The following is a 17,792-nucleotide window of genomic DNA, read 5'->3' on the forward strand; positions in this document are numbered from 1 at the left end:
CGGATCAGAGAGACGACTCCCGCGCCCCACGGTTCGCTGATCAAAGCCGCGACTACCCCAGCGACTGGTCCGGTTTCACGCGGGAAAGATCAGCGAAGCGCAGCAGCACCCGCAGGTTCGCTGATCAAAGCCGCGACTACCCCAGCGACTGACCCGGTTTCACGCGGGAAAGATCAGCGAAGCGCAGCAGCACCCGCAGGTTCGCTGATCAAAGCCGCGACTTCCCCAGCGATTGATCCGGTTTCGCGCGGGATAGATCAGCGAACCGCACCCCGGCCCGAGCGTCAGCGGGCGGGCAGGGGGGCGACGTCGACCGAGACGTCCAGTTCGTTGCTCTCGGCGTCGGTGTAAATGACGCCGCGCAGCGGGGGCACGTCGTCGTAGTCGCGGCCCCAGGCGACGATGGTGTAGCGCTCGTCGGCGAACGCGTCGTTGGTCGGGTCGAAGCCGAGCCAGCGGCCGTCGGCCAGCCGGACGGCGGCCCAGGCGTGACTGGCGTCGACCCCGATCATGCGTTCCTTGCCGGGGGGCGGGTCGGTAGCCAGGTAGCCCGAGACGTACCGGCAGGCCAGCCCGACCGACCGCAGGCAGGCCACCGCGAGGTGCGCGAAGTCCTGGCACACCCCGGATCTCGCCTCCAGCACGTCGATCACCGTGGAGGACACCGACGTCGAGCCGGGGTGGTACTTGAAGCCGGTGAAGATGCGATGGGTCAGATCGCGCACGGCGTCGATGATCGGCCGGTGCGGGGTGAAGGTCTCCAGCGCGTACTCGTGGACCTGCAACGGCATCCGCACCAGCGGCGAGGCCAGGGTGAACTCGACCGCGCGCGGGTCGACGAACCCGGACGGCCGGGCCTGCTCCCACGGCAGGTCCAGCACCGCCTGGTCGAAGGCCGGCCGCTGCACCTCGACCTCGGACAGGCCGGTGACCACCAGTTCGGTGTGCCCGGTGGTCACGTGGAAGTAGGTGTTCGGATTGCCGTAGACGTCGATGTCGTGGGTCAGGTCCGAGGGCTCGGGCTCGATGGCCAACGAGTAGGACAGGCAGCGCTGCCCGTCCGGGATCTCCCGCGGGCGCAGGTACCCGCGACCGAACGAGGTGGACACCTCGTCGCTGTAGCGGTACACGGTCCGATGCTGGATCCGGTACCGGCGGGTCGGGGCCCCGGTCGTCGTCCCCGTCATCCCGGCATCCCTTCCAACGTGACGACGCCAACCGCCTGCATCGGGCTCGGATGCCAGAAGTGTTGGGCGGCGATGGAATCGGCGATCCCGCGAAGCGCGTCGTGCAGGCCTTCGAGCAACGCGAGCAGCTCGCGTCGCGCGCCGTCGTCGTCGATGACGTCCAGATCCTCCGGCCGGGTCCGGCGCAGGGTGGCGTCGACCTCCTCCAGCTTGCGGACCGGCCGCGAGGTGCCCGACGAGTCGGGCAGGGCGCGCAGGTCGGCCCGGGCGGCGGCCACCTGGTAGGCCAGCGACCGGGGGTTGCCCACGTCCAGCAGCAGCAGCTCGAGCATGGTCGCCACCTGGATCCGGCCCCGGTAGCGGCGGCGGTAGGTGACGCCGGACTCGCTGGCCGCCAGCACCGACTCGACCACCAGCGAGTCGGTGGCCGAACTGTGGGAGCGGGTCAGCGTGGCCCGCAGCAGCGCGACCACCTGCTGGGCCCGTTCGATCCGCCGGCCCAGATCCAGGAAATACCAGCCGGGGTCGCGGATCATGTTCTCGCTGATCAGCCCGGACAGCGCGAGCATGCCCGAGAGCACGTCGGATTGCTTAGAGGCCAGCACCACCCCGGCATCCGGGGGCGCGTCGGCCAGTTCCCCGAGGGCCCGGTCGGTGGCCGCCAGCACCATCCAGGTATCGCCGGAGAGCTGATCGCGCACCGAGCGCGCGGCCTCCCGCAGCCCGGCCAGCGACTGGGCCACCGAGCCGTTCTCCCCCGCGTCCAGCATCAGGTCGCGGATCCGCCGGGTCGGGTCCTCCTCGGCCGCGAACGCCCGGGTGCCCGACACCGAGGACACCGCGGACAGCAGCACCGGGACGCAGCCGGCTCCGAGATGCTCGGGCCGGAAACGGAAGTCGTCCACCCGGTACCGGGCTGCGGTGAGCAGCCGGACCAGGTCCTCGGTGCGCTCGGCGTACCGGCCGAGCCAGAACATGTCCTCCAGCACGCGCGGCGACGCGGTCGACTCGACGGGTTTGGGGGCCACCAGCGGACCCTCGTAGAGCCAGACCCGACCCTCGCGCCGGTCCGGCGCCTCGATCCGGGTCGACCGGACCCACACGTCCTTGGCCACGCTGGTCCGGCCGCGGCCGGCGGAGGTCAGTTCGCCGTCCTGAACACGACCCAACGAACCGGGCATGGCCACGTAACCGGAGCCGTGGGCGACGGTGAACAGCCGCATGCTGACCTGGCCGGCGGTCAGCCCGTCCGCGGTGGCCATCGGCGCCTCCGAGAACGGGGCCACGTCCTGGCCCACCCAGGCGGTCGGCTCGGCCTCGATCCGGGCCCGCCAACTCTCCAGCTCGCCGCGGCTCATCATGGCCGGGAACTTCGAGCGACCGCGGGTGGTCGAGCGCAGCACCATCCGGTCCAGGTTGGCCAGCACGTGACTGCGGCCGGCGTCGTCCCCGCACCAGAACGTCGGCACCGCTTCGATTTTCAGGCTCTCGCCGAGCACCGTGCGGGCCAGCTTGGGCAGGAACGGGATCAGTCCCGGGTTCTCCAGCACGCCGCTGCCCAGGGTGTTGACCACGGTCACGGTGCCGCGCCGACAGGCCTCGGCGAGCCCGACGACGCCCAGCCGGGAGTCCGGACGCAGGTCCAGCGGGTCGGACCAGGCGGCGTCGACCCGGCGGACCACCACGTCGACCGGCTCGAACCGGCCCATGGACAGCATCCACAAGCGGCCCCGCCGGATGGTCAGGTCGGCGCTTTCCACCAGCGGCACACCCAGCAGGGAGGCCAGCATGGCCTGGTCGAAGGCCGTCTCCGAGTGCGTGCCCGGGGTGAGCACGACGACCCGCGGATCCTCGGCCTCGCTCGGCGCGACCGAGGCCAGCGCGGAGCGCATGGTGTGGAAGAACGCGGACAGGCCGCGAGGGGCGGCGCGCCGGAACAACCCGGGCAGCACCTTGGACACCGCCCGTCGGTCGGCCATCGCATAACCCGCGCCGGACGGAGCCTGGGTCCGATCGCCCAAGGCCAGGAACTCGCCGGTGACGTCCCGGCACACGTCCAGGGCGTGGAAGAACAGTTGGTGCGCACCGGGAATGGTGATGCCGTGAGCCGGCCGCAGGTAGTCCGGGTACTGGTAGACCAGTTCGGCCGGCAGCAGGCCGTTCTCGACGAGCTTGCCGGGTCCGTACAGGTCGGTGAGCATCGCGTCCAGCAGGGTCGAACGCTGGATCAGCCCGGCCTCCAGGCCGGTCCAGTCGCTGTCCCCGACCACCAGCGGCAGCGGGTCCAGCCGCCACCGCTCGGGCCCGGCCGGCGCACTGTCCGCCGGCCCCCCGGTCGGATCGACCGGGGTGTAGGTGACCCCGTCGTCCTCCAGCAGCCGATCGACCTGGCCGGCGAGGGCGGCCAGGCCGACCTCGCCGACGGCGTCGATCTCGGCCGCCAGTTCGGCCCAGCCGGGCAGCAGAGCACCGTCCCGGCCGGTCATCTCGTCGTACCGGCGCGGGTCCTCGACCCCTGGGGTGAACATGCCGCTGCGCCCCAGGTAGGCCTCGACCACGGAGGTCGGGCCGGCTGGCGGCGGGGGCAGCGGCAGGTTCGCGGGGCCGGTCATGGTCACCGGCAGATGGCCCTGGCCCGGCGCAGATCGAGCATGCCCGGGGCGTTGTGGTCGACGGCGAGCAGGCCCGCCCGTTCCCGCAACTGGTTGATGTCGATCTCGCCCGGGCTGTGCCCGGCCGCGTCGAACCGGCGGGTCCGCCGCGACTCGGCTTCCATCGCGTTCACCGGCGGGGTCTCGTAGCTGCGACCGCCCGGATGCGAGACGTGATAGGTGGCCCCGCCCAACGAGACTCCGCTGACCGCGTCGACCACGTCGAAGACCAGCGGCGAATCCGACGGGATGGTCGGGTGCAGCGAGCTCGGCGGCTGCCAGGCCCGGTAGCGGACGCCGGCGACCAGCAGGCCCGGCACGTGGGTCGGCTGCAGCGGGACCGGATAGCCGTTGCAGGTCACCCACACCTGCCCGGGACCGGAGGCCCCGGTCAGGCTGACCTGCAGCCGCTCCACCGAGGAGTCGACGTAGCGGGCGGTGCCGCCGGCGGTGGCCTCCTCCCCCAGCACGTGCCAGGGCTCGATCGCCCAACGCAGCTCCAGGCCCATGCCGCCGACCGTCACCGTGCCCAGCCGGGGGAACCGGAACTCGAAGAACGGGTCCAGCCAACTGGTCTGGAAGTCGATGCCGTGCGCCCGCAGATCCGCGGCCACCTCGGCGATGTCGGAGATCACATAGTGCGGCAACAGGTATCGGCCGTGCAGGTTGTCCCCGTGCCGGATCAGCGGGGCCCGCAGCGGCTCGTCCCAGAACCGGGACACCAGCGATCGCACCAGCAGGGCCTGCACCAGCGCCATCTGGGCGTGCGGCGGCATCTCGAAGCCGCGCAGTTCCAGCAGCCCGAGCCGGCCGCGGGCCGAGTCCGGGCTGTAGAGCTTGTCGATGCAGAACTCGGCGCGGTGGGTGTTGCCGGTCAGGTCGGTCAGCAGGTGCCGCAGCGCCCGGTCCACCACCCACGGCGCGGCCGACCCGTCGGGCCGGCCACCCGCCCGGGCGATCGCCCGCTCGATCTCCGAGAACGCGATCTCCATCTCGTACAGCGACTCGGGCCGGCCCTCGTCGGCCCGCGGGGCCTGCGAGGTCGGGCCGATGAACTGACCGGAGAACAGGTAGGACAGGGCCGGGTGCCGCTGCCAGTGGGTCAGCAGCGAGACCAGCAGGTCCGGTCGGCGCAGCAACGGCGACTCGGCCGGGGTCGCGCCACCGACGGTGATGTGGTTGCCGCCGCCGGTCCCCCGATGGCTGCCGTCGACCGCGAACGTCTCGGTGCCCAGCCGGCTCAGCCGGGCCTGCTCGTACAGCGTGGTGGTCAGCGCGACCTGCTCGTCCCAGCCGGCCACCGGCTGGACGTTGACCTCGATGACGCCCGGATCCGGCGTCACCGACAGGGTTTTCAGGCGCGGGTCGTTGGGCGGCGGGTAACCCTCCAGCACCAGCGGCAGGCCCAGGCTGGACGCGGCGTGGTCGATGGCGCCGATCAGTTCGACCCACGGGTCGAGCTCCTGGATCGGCGGCAGGAACACGTGGATCAGGCCGCCGCGGGCCTCGATCACCAGGGCGGTGGTCGGCGCGCCGGTCGCCTCGACCACGATCGCCCGCGGCCGGTGCAGCTGGGTGGCCGGCAGCTCCGGCTTGGCCTCCAGCGGATCCGGGTCGACCGGCGGTTCCGGCTCCTGCCAGGAGATGGCGTCCAGCGGCAGCCGCAGCCCGGCCGGAGAATCGCCGGGCACCAGCACGATCCGGCCGCGGCGCAGCCGCCAGTCGGCGCTGGCCCAGCCGACGGTGGCCGGCTCGGCCGCCGCGTCGTCGGGATCGCCCCGGTCCTCGGCCGGGGCGGCCAGTCGATGCAGCGGCAGCACGAACGCGGTCGGCGTCTCCACCGATTCATCGAGCGTGGTCAGCAATTCGGCCCGGGCGTCCGGTGAGTCGTCGGTCAGGTCCTGGCTGACCGGCTCCCCGGCCGGCAGCCGGACCAGCGCGGCCAGCTTGGCCAGCGGGTCCTCGAAGGCCGGTCGCACCTGGGACTGGGGCAGTCCGAAGTAGGCGGCGATGGACTCGGCGAAGGCGCCGGCCTCCGCGACGCCCGCGTCCCGCCGCTGGTCGCCGGCGTCCGGCGCCGCCCCCGACGCCAAGCTGTCCGACGGCTCGGCCCACGGATCGGCGAACAGGCTCGGATCGGACCACAGCGGCTGGCCGTCGGCCCGCCAGTGCAGCACGATCTGCCAACGCGGCAGCGGCTCGCCCGGGTACCACTTGCCCTGCCCACGATGCACGATGCCGTTCGCCGCGTAGATGCCACGCAGCCGCTGGGCCAGCACGCCGGCCCGTTCCCGCTTCTGCGGGCCGTCCGCGGCGATCGTCCATTCCGGCGCGGTCAGGTCGTCGATGGAGACGAAGGTGGGTTCGCCGCCCATGGTCAGCCGCACGTCCGCCTCGGTCAGCCGGCGGTCGACCTCCTGGCCGACCTTCTGCACGGCCACCCACTGTTCGGAGATGTAGGGCAGGGTGACCCGCGGGTCCTCGTGCACCCGCCGGACGACGTTGGAGTACTCCAGCGTGGTCTGCGCGATCCCGGTCGACCCGCTGATCGCCGCGGCCGTGGAGGGGTGCGGCGTGGCCGACAGCGGGATGTGGCCCTCGCCGGCGAACAGCCCCGAGGTGGGGTCCATGCCGATCCAGCCGGCGCCCGGGATGTAGACCTCGGCCCAGGCGTGCAGGTCGGTGAAGTCGGCGGCCGGGCCGGACGGGCCGTCCAGCGACGGCACGTCGGAGGTCAGCTGCACCAGGTAGCCGGAGACGAAACGCGCGGCCAGGCCCAGCTCGCGCAGCAGCGAGACCAGCAACCAGGCCGAGTCCCGGCAGGACCCGATCGCCGTGGACAGGGTGTGGTCCGGGGTCTGCACGCCCGGCTCCATCCGCACCGAGTAACCCACCGAGCGCTGCACCGCGGCGTTGATCTGGACCAGGAAGTCCACGATCCGGGTCTGGTCGGCGACCGTGAAGTCCTTGAGCCAGCCGCGAACCAGTGGCCCCGGCCCGCTGCCCGGGCCGCCCTCGTCGACCGGCCGCAGGTACGGCTCCAGGTCGGCGGCCAGCTCGGCCGGGTAGGTGAAGCCGTAGTGCTCGGCGTAGTCCTCGATGAAGAAGTCGAACGGGTTGACCACGGCCAGGTCGGCGACCAGGCCGACGGTGATGGTCAGCTCGCGGGCCCGCTCCGGGAACACCAGCCGGGCCATGAAGTTGCCGAACGGATCCTGCTGCCAGTTCACGAAGTGGTTGGCCGGCTCGACGGTCAGCGAGTACGACTCGATCGTGGTCCGCGAATGCGGCGCCGGCCGCAGCCGGACCACGTGCGGGTGGATCGTCACCAAACGGTCGAAGCGGTAGGACGTGCGGTGCTCGAGCGCCACCTTGATGCCCACGCTGCTCCCTTCTCCATGTCGCCGGGCCCCAGGCCTGGTCGGTCGCACACTCTAGGCACGGTGTGTTTCGACCGTGTGTTGACGCCGAGCCGGGCGCCGCCGGTCAGCTGGGCGTGCTCGACTCGGTCGCCTTGGCCGGCTTGGGCGGCACGTAGTCCACCCCGGCCTCCTTGCGCTGCTCCGGGGTGATCGGCGCGGGGGCCGCGGTCAGCGGATCGAAGCCGCCGCCGGACTTGGGGAAGGCGATGACCTCGCGCAGCGACGTCGCCTTGGCCAGCAGCATGACGATCCGGTCCCAGCCGAAGGCGATGCCGCCGTGCGGCGGGGCGCCGAAGCTGAACGCCTCCAGCAGGAACCCGAACTTGGTCTGGGCGTCCTCGGGGGTCAGCCCCATCACGGCGAAGACGCGTTCCTGCACGTCGGCCCGATGGATACGGATCGAGCCGCCGCCGATCTCGTTGCCGTTGCAGACGATGTCGTAGGCGTAGGCCAGCGCCGAGCCCGGGTCGGTGTCGAAGGTGTCCAGGCACTCGGGCTTGGGCGAGGTGAACGCGTGGTGCACGGCGGTCCAGGTGCTGCCGGCGCCGCCGACCGTCACATCGTCGGTCTCGTCGGTGCGCTCGAACAGGGGCGCGTCGACCACCCACACGAACGACCAGGCGTCCTCGTCGATCAGCCCGCCGCGCCGGCCGATCTCCAGCCGGGCCGCGCCGAGCAGCTCCTGGGTGGACCTGCGGGTGCCGGCGCCGAAGAACACCGCGTCGCCCGGCTCGGCGCCGACCGCCGCGGCCAGCCCGGCCCGCTCGTCCTCGGAGATGTTCTTGGCCACCGGGCCGCCCAGGGTTCCATCGGCGGCGATGGTGACGTAGGCCAGACCGCGGGCGCCGCGCTGCTTGGCCCACTCCTGCCAGGCGTCGAAGCCGCGGCGGGGCGTGCTGGCGCCGCCCTTCTGCACGACGGCCCCGACGTAGGGCGCCTGGAAGACCCGGAACGGGGTGCTGGCGAAGTAGTCGGTCAGTTCGGTGAGCTGCAGGTCGAACCGCAGGTCGGGCTTGTCCGAACCGTACTTGTCCATCGCCTCGCGGAAGCTGATCCGCGGGATGGGCGTGCTGATCTCGTGCCCGATCAGCCGCCACAGGCTGGCGATCACCTGCTCGCCGATGGCGATCACGTCGTCCTGCTCGACGAAGGACATCTCGATGTCGAGCTGGGTGAACTCGGGCTGCCGGTCGGCGCGGAAGTCCTCGTCCCGGTAGCAGCGGGCGATCTGGTAGTACCGCTCCATCCCGGCCACCATCAGCAGCTGCTTGAACAGCTGCGGCGACTGCGGCAGCGCGTACCAGGAACCGGGCCGCAGGCGGGCCGGAACCAGGAAGTCGCGGGCCCCTTCGGGGGTGCTGCGGGTCAGCGTCGGGGTCTCGATCTCCACGAAGCCGGCGTCGTCGAGCACGTCCCGGGCCGCCCGGCTGACCTTGGCCCGCAGCCGCAGCGCGTGCGCCGGGGCCGCCCGGCGCAGGTCCAGGTAGCGGTACTTGAGCCGGGTCTCCTCGCCGACCGAGATCGTGTCGTCGATCTGGAAGGGCAGCGGCGCGGACTCCGAGAGCACCTCCAGGGTGAGGGCCTCGACCTCGATCGCGCCGGTGGGCAGGTCGGGGTTCTCGTTGCCGGCCGGCCGGATGGCCACGGTCCCGGTCACCCGCACGCAGTACTCGCTGCGCAGCTGGTGCGCGGCGGCCAGTACCTCGCCCGAGTGGAACACTACCTGGGCCACCCCGGAGGCGTCCCGCAGGTCGATGAAGATGACGCCGCCGTGATCGCGTCGACGAGCCACCCAACCGGCCAGGGTGACGGTGGTGCCGTCGTCGGTGGGGCGCAGGGAACCGGCGTTGCGATCGCGGAGCACAGAGGATTCCTTCGGGCTGGTGTCGAGGACCCGCTGATCCTACGGCCGGAGCCGGTCCGGCCCGTGCGACCGGTCAGCCCGCGGCACCCACCCGGGAGTAGGCCTGGGCGATCAGGTCCATCGAGGCGAGCTTGGCCGGCAGGCTGTAGGCCCGGGTGGAGATGATCATCTCGCGCACGCCGTAGCGCTGGGCGAGCTCGTCCAGCCCGGCCGCCACCTGCTCGGCCGAGCCCACCACCTCGGTGCGCCCCATCGCCCGCAGCAGGTCCAACTCGGCCGGCGAGTAGGGGTAGGCGGCAGCCTGCTCCGGCGACGGAATCTCCTGCAGCCGGCCCGAGCGCAACAGCAGCATCGACAGGGCGCCGGCTCGCGCTTCGTAGCGGGCCCGCTCCTCGGTGTCGGCGGCCAGCGCGCTGACGCCGATCATCGGGTAGGGCTCGGCCAGCACGTCCGAGGGCCGGAACTGGGACCGGTACAGATCCAGCGCGGCCCCGGTGTTGCCCCCGGCGCCGGCGAAGTGGTGGGCGAAGGCGTAGGGCAGGCCGAGCCGGGCGGCCAACCGGGCGCCGTAGTCCGAGGAGCCCAGGATGTACAGCGGCACCGGGATCGCCGGGGTGGTCCGGATCGCCGCGAACGGGTGGTCGGCCGGGAAGTCGCGCCGCATGAAGTGCACCAGCTCGTCGATCTGGTCGGCGAAGTCGTCCGGTCCCGACGGGTCCATCCGGCGGCGCAACGCGTAGGCGGTCAGCTGATCCGATCCGGGCGCCCGGCCCAGCCCCAGATCGATGCGTCCGGGATGCAGCGCGGCCAACGTGCCGAACTGCTCGGCGATCACCATCGGCGCGTGGTTGGGCAGCATCACCCCGCCCGAGCCGAGCCGGATGGTCGAGGTGTGCGCGCCCAGGTGGGCCAGCAGGACGGCCGGTGCGGCGGAGGCCACGGCCGGCATCCCGTGGTGCTCGGCGACCCAGAAGCGGTGATAGCCCAGCTCTTCGGCCCGGACGGCGAGCGCGGTGGTGGCGGCCAGTGCGTCGCCGACCGAGGTGCCGACGCCGACGCCGGCCAGGTCCAGGACGGACAGCCGAACGCCGGCGGTCGTGGTCAAGGCGCTGGCGAGCTCAGGAGTATTCACGCTCAGTGGCAACCACGGCCGGGGCGCGACTGTTCCCGGCCCGCTCGGTGAAATACGCCCGTTCCGCGTCGGTGCGCCCGGTCGCGGCCGCCGCCTGCCAGGCCCGCACGGCGTCCTCGGGCCGGCCGGCCCGCTCGAGCAGCTGGGCGCGGGCGGCATGGGCGTACGGGTAGCGGTTCAGGACCCCGTCCGCCATCACCCCGTCGAGGTCGGCCAGCCCGACCTGCGGACCGTAGAGGTAGGACACCGCCACGCACCGGCCCAGCGCGTGCGTGTGGCTGGGCTCGGCCGTCAGCAGCAGGCCGTAGAGCTGCACGATCAGCCGCCAGTCGGTGTCGGCGAACGAGGACGCCCGGGTGTGCGCCGCCGAGATCGCCGCCTGCAACGCCAGCGGCCCGGGCCGGGCGCCGGCCACGATGCCCTGGGCCAGGGCCAGCTCGGACAGGGCCAGGCCCTCGTCCGCCAGCGCTCGGTCCCAGGCCGTGCGGTCCGCGTCGGCCAGCAGCACCTGCCGGCCGTCGACGATGCGGCTGCTCGACCGGGCCTGGCCGAGCAGCACCAGCGCGAGCAGACCGGTGATCTCGGCGTCCTTGGGGCGCTGCCGGTGCAACGTGCGGGTCAGGTGCACGGCCCGGCCGGTCAGGTCCTCGTCGGTCAGCTCGGCGCCGTCGGCCGCCGTGTGACCCAGGGTGTAGGCCAAGTGCAGCACGCGGCAGACCGCCGGCAGCCGCGCGTCGACCGTCGCGTCGTCCGGCAGGTCCAGCCGCGGACCGGCCGCGGCCAGCTTCTTGCGGGCCCGGGTCAGCCGGGCCGCCATCGTCGGCGTGCTGACCAGGTGGGCCGCCGCGATGGCCGCCGTGCTGGCCCCGCACGCCCATTTGAGGGTGAGCGCGATCTGATCGGACTCGGGCAGCCGGGGATCGGCGCACAGCACCACCAGGCGCAGTTCCTCGTCCCCGATGACCCCGACGTCGATGCCGCTGTCCGCGGCCGGGTGCGGTTGCGGCGGCAGCATCCGCAGGGCCAGCCGGCGACCCAGTGAGTCGCGGCGCAGCCGATCCAGGGCCTTGCGCCGGGCGACGGTGATCAGCCAGGCCTCCGGCGACTCGGGAACGCCGGTCCGCGGCCAGGTCTCGACCGCCGACAGGAAAGCCTCGGCGGTCGCCTCCTCGGCGATGTCGGCGTCGGCCACCGCCCGCAGGGTAACGGCCAGGACCCGGCCGGACAGTTCCGTCCGGGCCCTGGCCACCGCGACCCCGGCCGCAGCGGCCGCGCCGGTGCTCACCGGACCACGAGCCCTCACTGCGGGTTGCTGAACTCCCACACCGGCCGGACCTCGACGTACCCGTGGGGTGCCGGGCACAGTTTGGCCAGCTCCAACGCCTGCTCGTCGTCGGCCGCCTCGACCAGGTAGTAGCCGCCGAGGACCTCCTTGAGCTCCGGATTGGGTGCATCGACCACGGCCACCCCGTCGGTCCGGGTGCCCCGCAGGTAGCGGGCCGTCGGCGTGGGCTGCAGCGCCTCCCCGCCGTGCAAGGTCGCCCCGGAGGACGCCACCGCGGTGGCGAAGTCCTGGTGCATGGCCATCACCTTCTCCATCTCGGCCGGGTGGGCGTCGGCGTACCCGCCCTCGTTCTCGACGATCAGGAACACGTACCGGGGCATGAGACCCTCCACTGGGTGTCCGGACGGCACTGCGTGCACCGTCATCACAGCACCAGACGAACGGGATCGGCCAGAATCGACAGCGGGCCGGGATCAGATTTCCAGGACCAGCGGCCGGTGGTCGGACACCTCGGGATGGGCCGGGATGGTGAAGGTCCGGGCCGCGTCGGGTTCGGAGATCAGCAGGTAGCTCGCATGCCGGGTCGGCTTGGGGTAGCGCGAGGTGCGGGTGTCGGCGGTGCCGACCAGGTCGGTCAGCCCGATCCCGGCCAGCACCTGGAAGGTGTGGCTGGTCGGCAGCAGGTTCAGATCGCCGCACACCACGGTGAGATCGCCGGGACCGCGAGCGTGGGTGACCAGGTCGGCGAGCCGGTGCGCCTGCCCCTCCCGGGCCGGGGTGTCCTGCTTGCCGGCGGGATCGCGCAGCCCGTGCAGCTGCACGACGGTGATGAAACGGGTGGCCTCGACGGCGAGCCGGACGGCCAGCGCCGCGCGCGGTCGATCGCCCCGCGGCCACTGCCGGTGCGCGACGTACCGGCCGTGCACGAAGGCGGATTCGACGCCGACCAGCGGCACCGCATCGGAGACGAAGGTGGCGACCCCGAACTGCTGCTGGCGGGGTCGACCGTCCGCATCGGTCACCGGGCCGCTGTCGCTGGCCACGAACAGCCCCTGGTGATGCGGCAAGGCCGACGACACATCGGCGAACAGATCGGCGCGCTGCGGCAACGTGCGCTCGCCGTCGGCGAACTGCGTCCAGCCCGAACCGCCGGGGATGCGCGGGACTTCCTGCAGGCACAGCACGTCGGCCGGGTCGTCGGCGATCCAGCTGAGCAGGTCATCCGCGAGGGCGCCGCCCCAGGCGTTGACCGACACGATCCGCACGCCTGCGCACCTTAGCGGCGGTCAGTTCGGCGAGTACGTCCCCCGCGACAGTTCCTCGCCGGCTCGCAGCGACATCTGCCCGACCATGGCGATCTCCCGGCGCAGCAGCTCCAGGGCCAGGGTCAGCCGGTCGTCGACGGTGGCGGCCTGCAGCAGGCGCTGGCGGTCGGTCAGGTCCAGCACCATGGTCGCGGCGATGGCGTAGGAGCAGTCGACCGGATCCGTCGGCAGGGTGAACGGGCCGTCGGCATCCAGTCCTTGCGCCTCCAGCAGGGCGCGCCGGTAGCGGTGGAAGGTGCGGGCCGCCGTGCGGGCCAGGTCGTCGCTGCGCGCCGATGGGGCCTCGGCCAGGAACTCGATCTCGGCCTCGTCGGCGGTGTCGGGCATCGGCGGATGGACGCCGCGGATGGCGAACCGGCGGGCGCCGACGGTCAGGATGTCGAAGCTGCCGTCGGTGAACGGCTGGACGCGCTGCACCGCCGCGGTGCAGCCGACCGGGTAGAGGCTCTCGACGCCGTGCTCACCGACCTCCAGGCCGGCCCGGATCGCGACGACGCCGAACTCGGCGAACCCGTCGGTACGGGCCAGGATGTCGGCGATCAGCGTGCGGTAGCGCCGCTCGAAGATGTGCAGCGGCAGCCGGGCACCGGGGAACAGCACGGTCCCGAGCGGGAACAGCGGCAGGGTGATGACGCTCACCCGACCCAATCTACGACCGGGCCGGGCGGGCCATCCTGGGTCCGAGCCAGCCTCCTGAGTCAGACGTCCTGGAGCGGGTGCGGAGACCCGTGCTCCTCGGCCGGGCGGCGCTGGTAGGACTTCACGTGCTCGCCCAGGCCGGCCAGCCGCTCCTTGCGGGCGTCGGCGCCGTGGCCCGCCCCGACCCACTTGACGTAGACCTGCTGGTCATCCGGTCGCAGCGACTGGAACGCCGCCAGCGCTCCCTGGTCTGCTTCGAGCACCGTCGCCATGTCGTCGGGCACGGCCACGCCCTTGTCCGTGATCATCATTGACCCCTCTCACTGTTGATCATCCGCCGACCGATCCTGATGGTGATCATCGACAGCTCAAGTCTGCCCCTCCGGCGCCGTGCCTGCCATCAATCACCCGGCCCGTCGCTCCCGGGTTTCACGTTCGGGCCGGCCCGGGGCACCGTCAGCGGCCGGATCGGCCGTCCGCTATCATGGGATCGTTACGCGGAGTGAGTCGCGCCTTCTCGACGACGGATTTGTTCATCATTCGGGAACTGCGACCGGGCCAGCCACCGTGGCCGGCTTCCCAGGCTCCAGTTCTTTCGAGTGATTGGGTTCTTTTTCGATGACCATGCAGGCTGCCCTCCTTTCCGATACCCCTGATTCTGAATCGATCCAGGAGACCGCTCCGGTACCCACCGGGCCCGGTTTCGACGAGCTGGGTCTGCCCGGCACGCTGCTGCGCGCCGTCAAGGACCTGGGCTTCGCCACCCCCACCGCAATCCAGGCGGCGGCCATCCCGGCGCTGCTCGCCGGCCGGGACATCACCGGTGTCGCGCAGACCGGCACCGGCAAGACGGCCGCCTTCGGCCTGCCGCTGCTGGCCGCGATCGATCCGACCCCCGGCGTGCAGGCCCTGGTCCTGTGCCCGACGCGTGAGCTCGCCGTCCAGGTGGCCGACGCCATCTCCTCGTTCGCGACCGCGCTGCCCGACGTGTCGGTGATCGCCATCTACGGCGGCACCGGCTTCCTGCCCCAGCGGGCCGCGCTGCGGGCCGGCGCCCAGGTCGTCGTCGGCACTCCCGGACGGATCATCGACCACCTCGAGCGGGGCACCCTGGACCTGTCCGGGCTGCGCTTCCTGGTGCTCGACGAGGCCGACGAGATGCTGCGGATGGGCTTCGCCGAGGACGTGGATCGCATCCTGTCCGACGCCCCGAACTCCCGTCAGGCCGCCTTGTTCTCGGCCACCATGCCGCCGGCGATCCGGTCGATCGCGGCCAAGCACATGACCAACCCGGTGGATATCGCCGTGAGCCGGCAGTCCTCGACTGTCGACTCGGTCCGGCAGATCTACGCGGTCGTGCCGTTCCGCGACAAGGTCGACGCGCTGACCCGCTTCCTGCAGGTCACCGAGGGCGATGCGGCGATCGTGTTCGTCCGCACCAAGGAGGCCTGCGACCAGGTCGGCACCGACCTGCTCGCCCGCGGCGTCTCGGCCGCGGTGATGAACGGCGACGTCCCGCAGAAGGAGCGCGAGAAGATCATCGAGCGGCTCCGCGACGGGCGCCTGGACGTGCTGGTGGCCACCGACGTCGCCGCCCGCGGCCTGGATGTCGACCGGATCGACCTGGTGGTCAACTTCGACGCCCCCGGCGAGCCGGAGGCCTACGTCCACCGCATCGGCCGCACCGGCCGGGCCGGCCGCACCGGTACCGCGCTGACGTTCTTCACCCCTCGGGAGATGGGCCGGCTGCGGGCCATCGAACGGGCCACCCGCGGCACCCTGGAGCAGATCGTCCCGCCCAGCCCGGACGAGGTGACCGCGCACAAGGCGGCCATGGTGCTGCGCAAGGCTCTGACCCGTCTGGACGTGGGCCGGTTGGGCCGGCAGAACCGGCTGATCCGCGACCTGCTCGCGGAGTCCGAGATCACCGCCGAGGAACTGGCCGCCGCGCTGCTGGCGCTGGCCGCCGGCGACGACGGCGTCGAGCGGACCCCGGCCGTGGAGCCGGCGTCGTTCGAGAAGGACCGCAAGACCAAGGTGCGCTCAGCCGCCGGTGACCGGCCCGGCCGCGCGGCCCGCCCGCCGTTCGGTCGGCGCTACCGCGTCGCCGTCGGTCATCGGGACGGGGTGCGCCCGGCCGGCATCGTCGGCGCCATCGCCGGCGAGGGTGGGGTCAGCGGCAAGGATCTGGGCCGCATCGAGATCTTCGACACCTTCTCCACGGTCGAGATCGCCGCGGAGCTGTCCCCGGCCGCGCTCGGCCGGATCGCCAACGCCAAGGTCAGCGGCCGCACCCTGCGGATCGAGCCCGACCGCGAGGACGCGGCCGGTCGCCGGCCCTGGGCCGGACAGCGCGATTCGCACGGTCCGCGCCGGGACGGCCAGGGCTTCGAGCACGGCCACGATCACCGTCCGGTCCGGGCCGGACGCGGCGGTCGCTAACCTGATCGACTGACGGTCGACGGTGGGAGGGCCGATGCCCGGGGATCGCGTCTATGCCAAGGAAGGCATGGAGTTCGCCCGTGCTGTGACCTTCTTCGACGCGATCTTCGCGTTCGCGGTGACGCTGCTGATCACCACCGTCGACGACTTCAGTCCGCAGGCCTGGTCGAGCCCGGCCGCCCTGTGGGCGGCCAACGGCCCGTCGCTGATCAGCTTCACCATCAGCTTCCTGGTGGTCGTCTCGTTCTGGCGGGCCAATCACCGGGTCGTCGCCGAGATGACCGCCCTGAACTCCCGGGTCATCACGCTCAACTGCGTCGTGATGTTCGGCGTGGTGCTCATCCCGTTCACCACCGAGGCGCTGGGCAAGGTCGGCCTGCCGCTGTCGGTCGCGGTGTACGCCGCGGTGATCGCCGTGACGGCGATCCTGCACCACCTGGTGCAGGACCAGGCCGATCGGGCCCAGCTGGTCGACCGGCAGCGCACGCCGGCCCAGCGCCGGTGGGACTGGATCAGCGCATCGGTGTTGCCGGCAGTATTCCTGGCCTCGATCCCGGTCGCCTACCTGGTCAGCCCGGCGGCCGCCGAGTACTGCTGGATCTCACTCGTCGTGCTCAACCCGCTGGTCGGCCGATGGGCCGAGACCCGCAGCCGATCCGCCGACGCCGGTGGCCCGCATGCCCCGACCCGTTAGAACAGGGTTGGTGCGGCCGTCGCCGGGGCCGGCTCATCGGCGGAACGGGCCGGCAGGCTGCCGGCCGGGAACGAGGCCTCTCGATCCCCCGGCACCCCCCGCACCGGATTGCGCCCGGCGAGCTGGCTGTCCGCCCCCGCCCCGAGCGCGAACTCGGCACTGATCCGCCGGACCCGTCCGGCCAGCTCCTTGCGGTAGTCGGCGGGCAGGTTCGCGCCCCCGGCATAGAGCTTGTGGTAGCGGTCCACCAGGTCGGGCCGGGTCCGGCCGAGCCAGCCGAAGAACCACTCCCGCGCCCCCGGCCGCAGATGCAGGCCGATGCCGCTGACCCCGGTCGCGCCGGCGTCGGCCAGCTGACGCACCAGCGCCCGGATCTGGTCCGGGCCATCGGTCAGGAACGGCAGGATCGGCGCGACGAACACCCCGCACGGCAGGCCCGCGTCCCGGATCCGCCGCACCAGGTCGAGCCGCGCCTTCGGGCTGGGCGTGCCCGGTTCCAGGGTCGCCTGCAGCTCGGGATCCAGCAGGGCTAACGACACCCCCACCCCGACCGGCACCGACCGGCCGGCCGCGGCCAGCAGCGGCAGGTCCCGGGAGAGCACGGTGCCCTTGGTCAGGATGGAGAACGGGGTTCCACTGTCGGCCAGCGCGCCGATGATCTCCGGCATCAACCGGTACCGGCCCTCGGCCCGCTGATAGGGGTCGGTGTTGGTGCCCATCGCCACGTGCTCGCGCCGCCAGCGCGGCGAGCCGACCTCCTTGCGCAGCACCGAACCCACGTTGGTCTTGACCACGATCTGCTGATCGAAATCCGCCCCGGAGTCGAAATCCAGGTAGGTGTGCGACTTTCGGGCGAAACAGTAGACGCACCCGTGGGTGCAGCCCCGATAGGGATTGACCGTCCAGGCGAACGGCATCGGCGAGCCGCCGGGCACCCGGTTCAGCGCCGACTTGGCGTGCACCTCGTGGAAGGTCACCCCCGCGAATTCGGGAGTGCGGACCGAGCGCACCAACCCGGCCAACCGGCTCATCCCGGGCAACGCGGACGGGTCGTCGGTTGCCAGCACCTGCTCCTGCCACCTCACCGAATCATCCGAACACATGTTCGTCGGGGTGGTCAACTCCGCCACGCCAAGGGGCATCTGGTCGGA

General features: G+C 72.2%; 13 protein-coding genes. 2 read left to right on the forward strand and 11 right to left on the reverse strand.

Features of this window, described 5'->3' with window-relative positions; translation table 11 throughout:
* Window positions 1-284: 284 nt before the first annotated feature.
* From NAMU_RS16465 to NAMU_RS16510, 10 genes are all read right to left on the reverse strand, one after another.
* A complete protein-coding gene (locus NAMU_RS16465) occupies window positions 285-1,187 on the reverse strand; it encodes a transglutaminase family protein (protein WP_015748526.1) in 903 nt (300 codons plus the stop codon).
* Window positions 1,184-3,799: a circularly permuted type 2 ATP-grasp protein gene (locus NAMU_RS16470; protein WP_015748527.1), complete on the reverse strand. Its 2,616-nt coding sequence runs from the start codon at window positions 3,797-3,799 to the stop codon at window positions 1,184-1,186. The genes NAMU_RS16465 and NAMU_RS16470 overlap by 4 nt, the downstream gene beginning before the upstream one ends.
* A 2-nt stretch (window positions 3,800-3,801) precedes the next feature.
* Window positions 3,802-7,221 carry a transglutaminase family protein gene (locus NAMU_RS16475; protein WP_015748528.1) on the reverse strand — a complete coding sequence of 1,140 codons (3,420 nt, stop codon included), beginning with the start codon at window positions 7,219-7,221 and terminating at the stop codon, window positions 3,802-3,804.
* Between the two features lie 103 nt (window positions 7,222-7,324).
* A complete protein-coding gene (aspS, locus tag NAMU_RS16480) occupies window positions 7,325-9,124 on the reverse strand; it encodes an aspartate--tRNA ligase (protein WP_015748529.1) in 1,800 nt (599 codons plus the stop codon).
* 73 nt (window positions 9,125-9,197) lie between these two features.
* Window positions 9,198-10,256, reverse strand: a complete 1,059-nt coding sequence (locus tag NAMU_RS16485; RefSeq protein WP_015748530.1) for an LLM class flavin-dependent oxidoreductase — start codon at window positions 10,254-10,256, stop codon at window positions 9,198-9,200.
* On the reverse strand, window positions 10,243-11,541 hold the full coding sequence (locus NAMU_RS30535; protein ID WP_015748531.1) for an RNA polymerase sigma factor: 1,299 nt from the start codon (window positions 11,539-11,541) through the stop codon (window positions 10,243-10,245). Before NAMU_RS30535 ends, NAMU_RS16485 begins: the two co-directional genes overlap by 14 nt.
* Window positions 11,542-11,555: 14 nt before the next feature.
* Window positions 11,556-11,921, reverse strand: coding sequence for a YciI family protein (locus NAMU_RS16495; RefSeq protein WP_015748532.1), 366 nt, complete (start codon window positions 11,919-11,921; stop codon window positions 11,556-11,558).
* A gap of 93 nt (window positions 11,922-12,014) precedes the next feature.
* Entirely contained in the window at window positions 12,015-12,806 is a 792-nt protein-coding gene (locus NAMU_RS16500; RefSeq protein ID WP_015748533.1) for an endonuclease/exonuclease/phosphatase family protein, read from the reverse strand.
* Window positions 12,807-12,827: 21 nt separating this feature from the next.
* The gene (locus NAMU_RS16505; protein WP_015748534.1) at window positions 12,828-13,505 is read right to left on the reverse strand and encodes an LON peptidase substrate-binding domain-containing protein; all 678 of its coding nucleotides are present in this window, start codon (window positions 13,503-13,505) and stop codon (window positions 12,828-12,830) included.
* A 59-nt stretch (window positions 13,506-13,564) separates the two neighbouring features.
* Entirely contained in the window at window positions 13,565-13,816 is a 252-nt protein-coding gene (locus NAMU_RS16510; protein WP_015748535.1) for a YdeI/OmpD-associated family protein, read from the reverse strand.
* A gap of 307 nt (window positions 13,817-14,123) precedes the next feature.
* Between NAMU_RS16510 and NAMU_RS16520 the strand changes: the two genes are divergently transcribed.
* Both NAMU_RS16520 and NAMU_RS16525 read left to right on the forward strand, forming a co-directional pair.
* The gene (locus tag NAMU_RS16520) at window positions 14,124-15,947 is read left to right on the forward strand and encodes a DEAD/DEAH box helicase (protein WP_015748536.1); all 1,824 of its coding nucleotides are present in this window, start codon (window positions 14,124-14,126) and stop codon (window positions 15,945-15,947) included.
* A gap of 34 nt (window positions 15,948-15,981) precedes the next feature.
* On the forward strand, window positions 15,982-16,641 hold the full coding sequence (locus NAMU_RS16525) for a TMEM175 family protein (protein ID WP_015748537.1): 660 nt from the start codon (window positions 15,982-15,984) through the stop codon (window positions 16,639-16,641).
* Here the strand turns inward: NAMU_RS16525 and NAMU_RS16530 are convergent.
* Window positions 16,638-17,726: an Rv2578c family radical SAM protein gene (locus NAMU_RS16530; RefSeq protein ID WP_015748538.1), complete on the reverse strand. Its 1,089-nt coding sequence runs from the start codon at window positions 17,724-17,726 to the stop codon at window positions 16,638-16,640. The genes NAMU_RS16525 and NAMU_RS16530 overlap by 4 nt on opposite strands.
* Window positions 17,727-17,792: the final 66 nt, after the last annotated feature.

Source organism: Nakamurella multipartita DSM 44233, from assembly GCF_000024365.1.
GTDB classification, from domain to species: Bacteria; Actinomycetota; Actinomycetes; order Mycobacteriales; family Nakamurellaceae; genus Nakamurella; species Nakamurella multipartita.

Coding starts and splice junctions, on each gene's coding strand:
- NAMU_RS16525 (WP_015748537.1), top strand. CDS start 15,982: ATGCCCGGGGATCGCGTCTATGCCAAGGAAGGCATGGAGTTCGCCCGT.
- NAMU_RS16470 (WP_015748527.1), bottom strand. CDS start 3,799: ATGACCGGCCCCGCGAACCTGCCGCTGCCCCCGCCGCCAGCCGGCCCG.
- NAMU_RS16510 (WP_015748535.1), bottom strand. CDS start 13,816: ATGATGATCACGGACAAGGGCGTGGCCGTGCCCGACGACATGGCGACG.
- NAMU_RS16495 (WP_015748532.1), bottom strand. CDS start 11,921: ATGCCCCGGTACGTGTTCCTGATCGTCGAGAACGAGGGCGGGTACGCC.
- NAMU_RS16520 (WP_015748536.1), top strand. CDS start 14,124: ATGACCATGCAGGCTGCCCTCCTTTCCGATACCCCTGATTCTGAATCG.
- NAMU_RS16465 (WP_015748526.1), bottom strand. CDS start 1,187: ATGACGGGGACGACGACCGGGGCCCCGACCCGCCGGTACCGGATCCAG.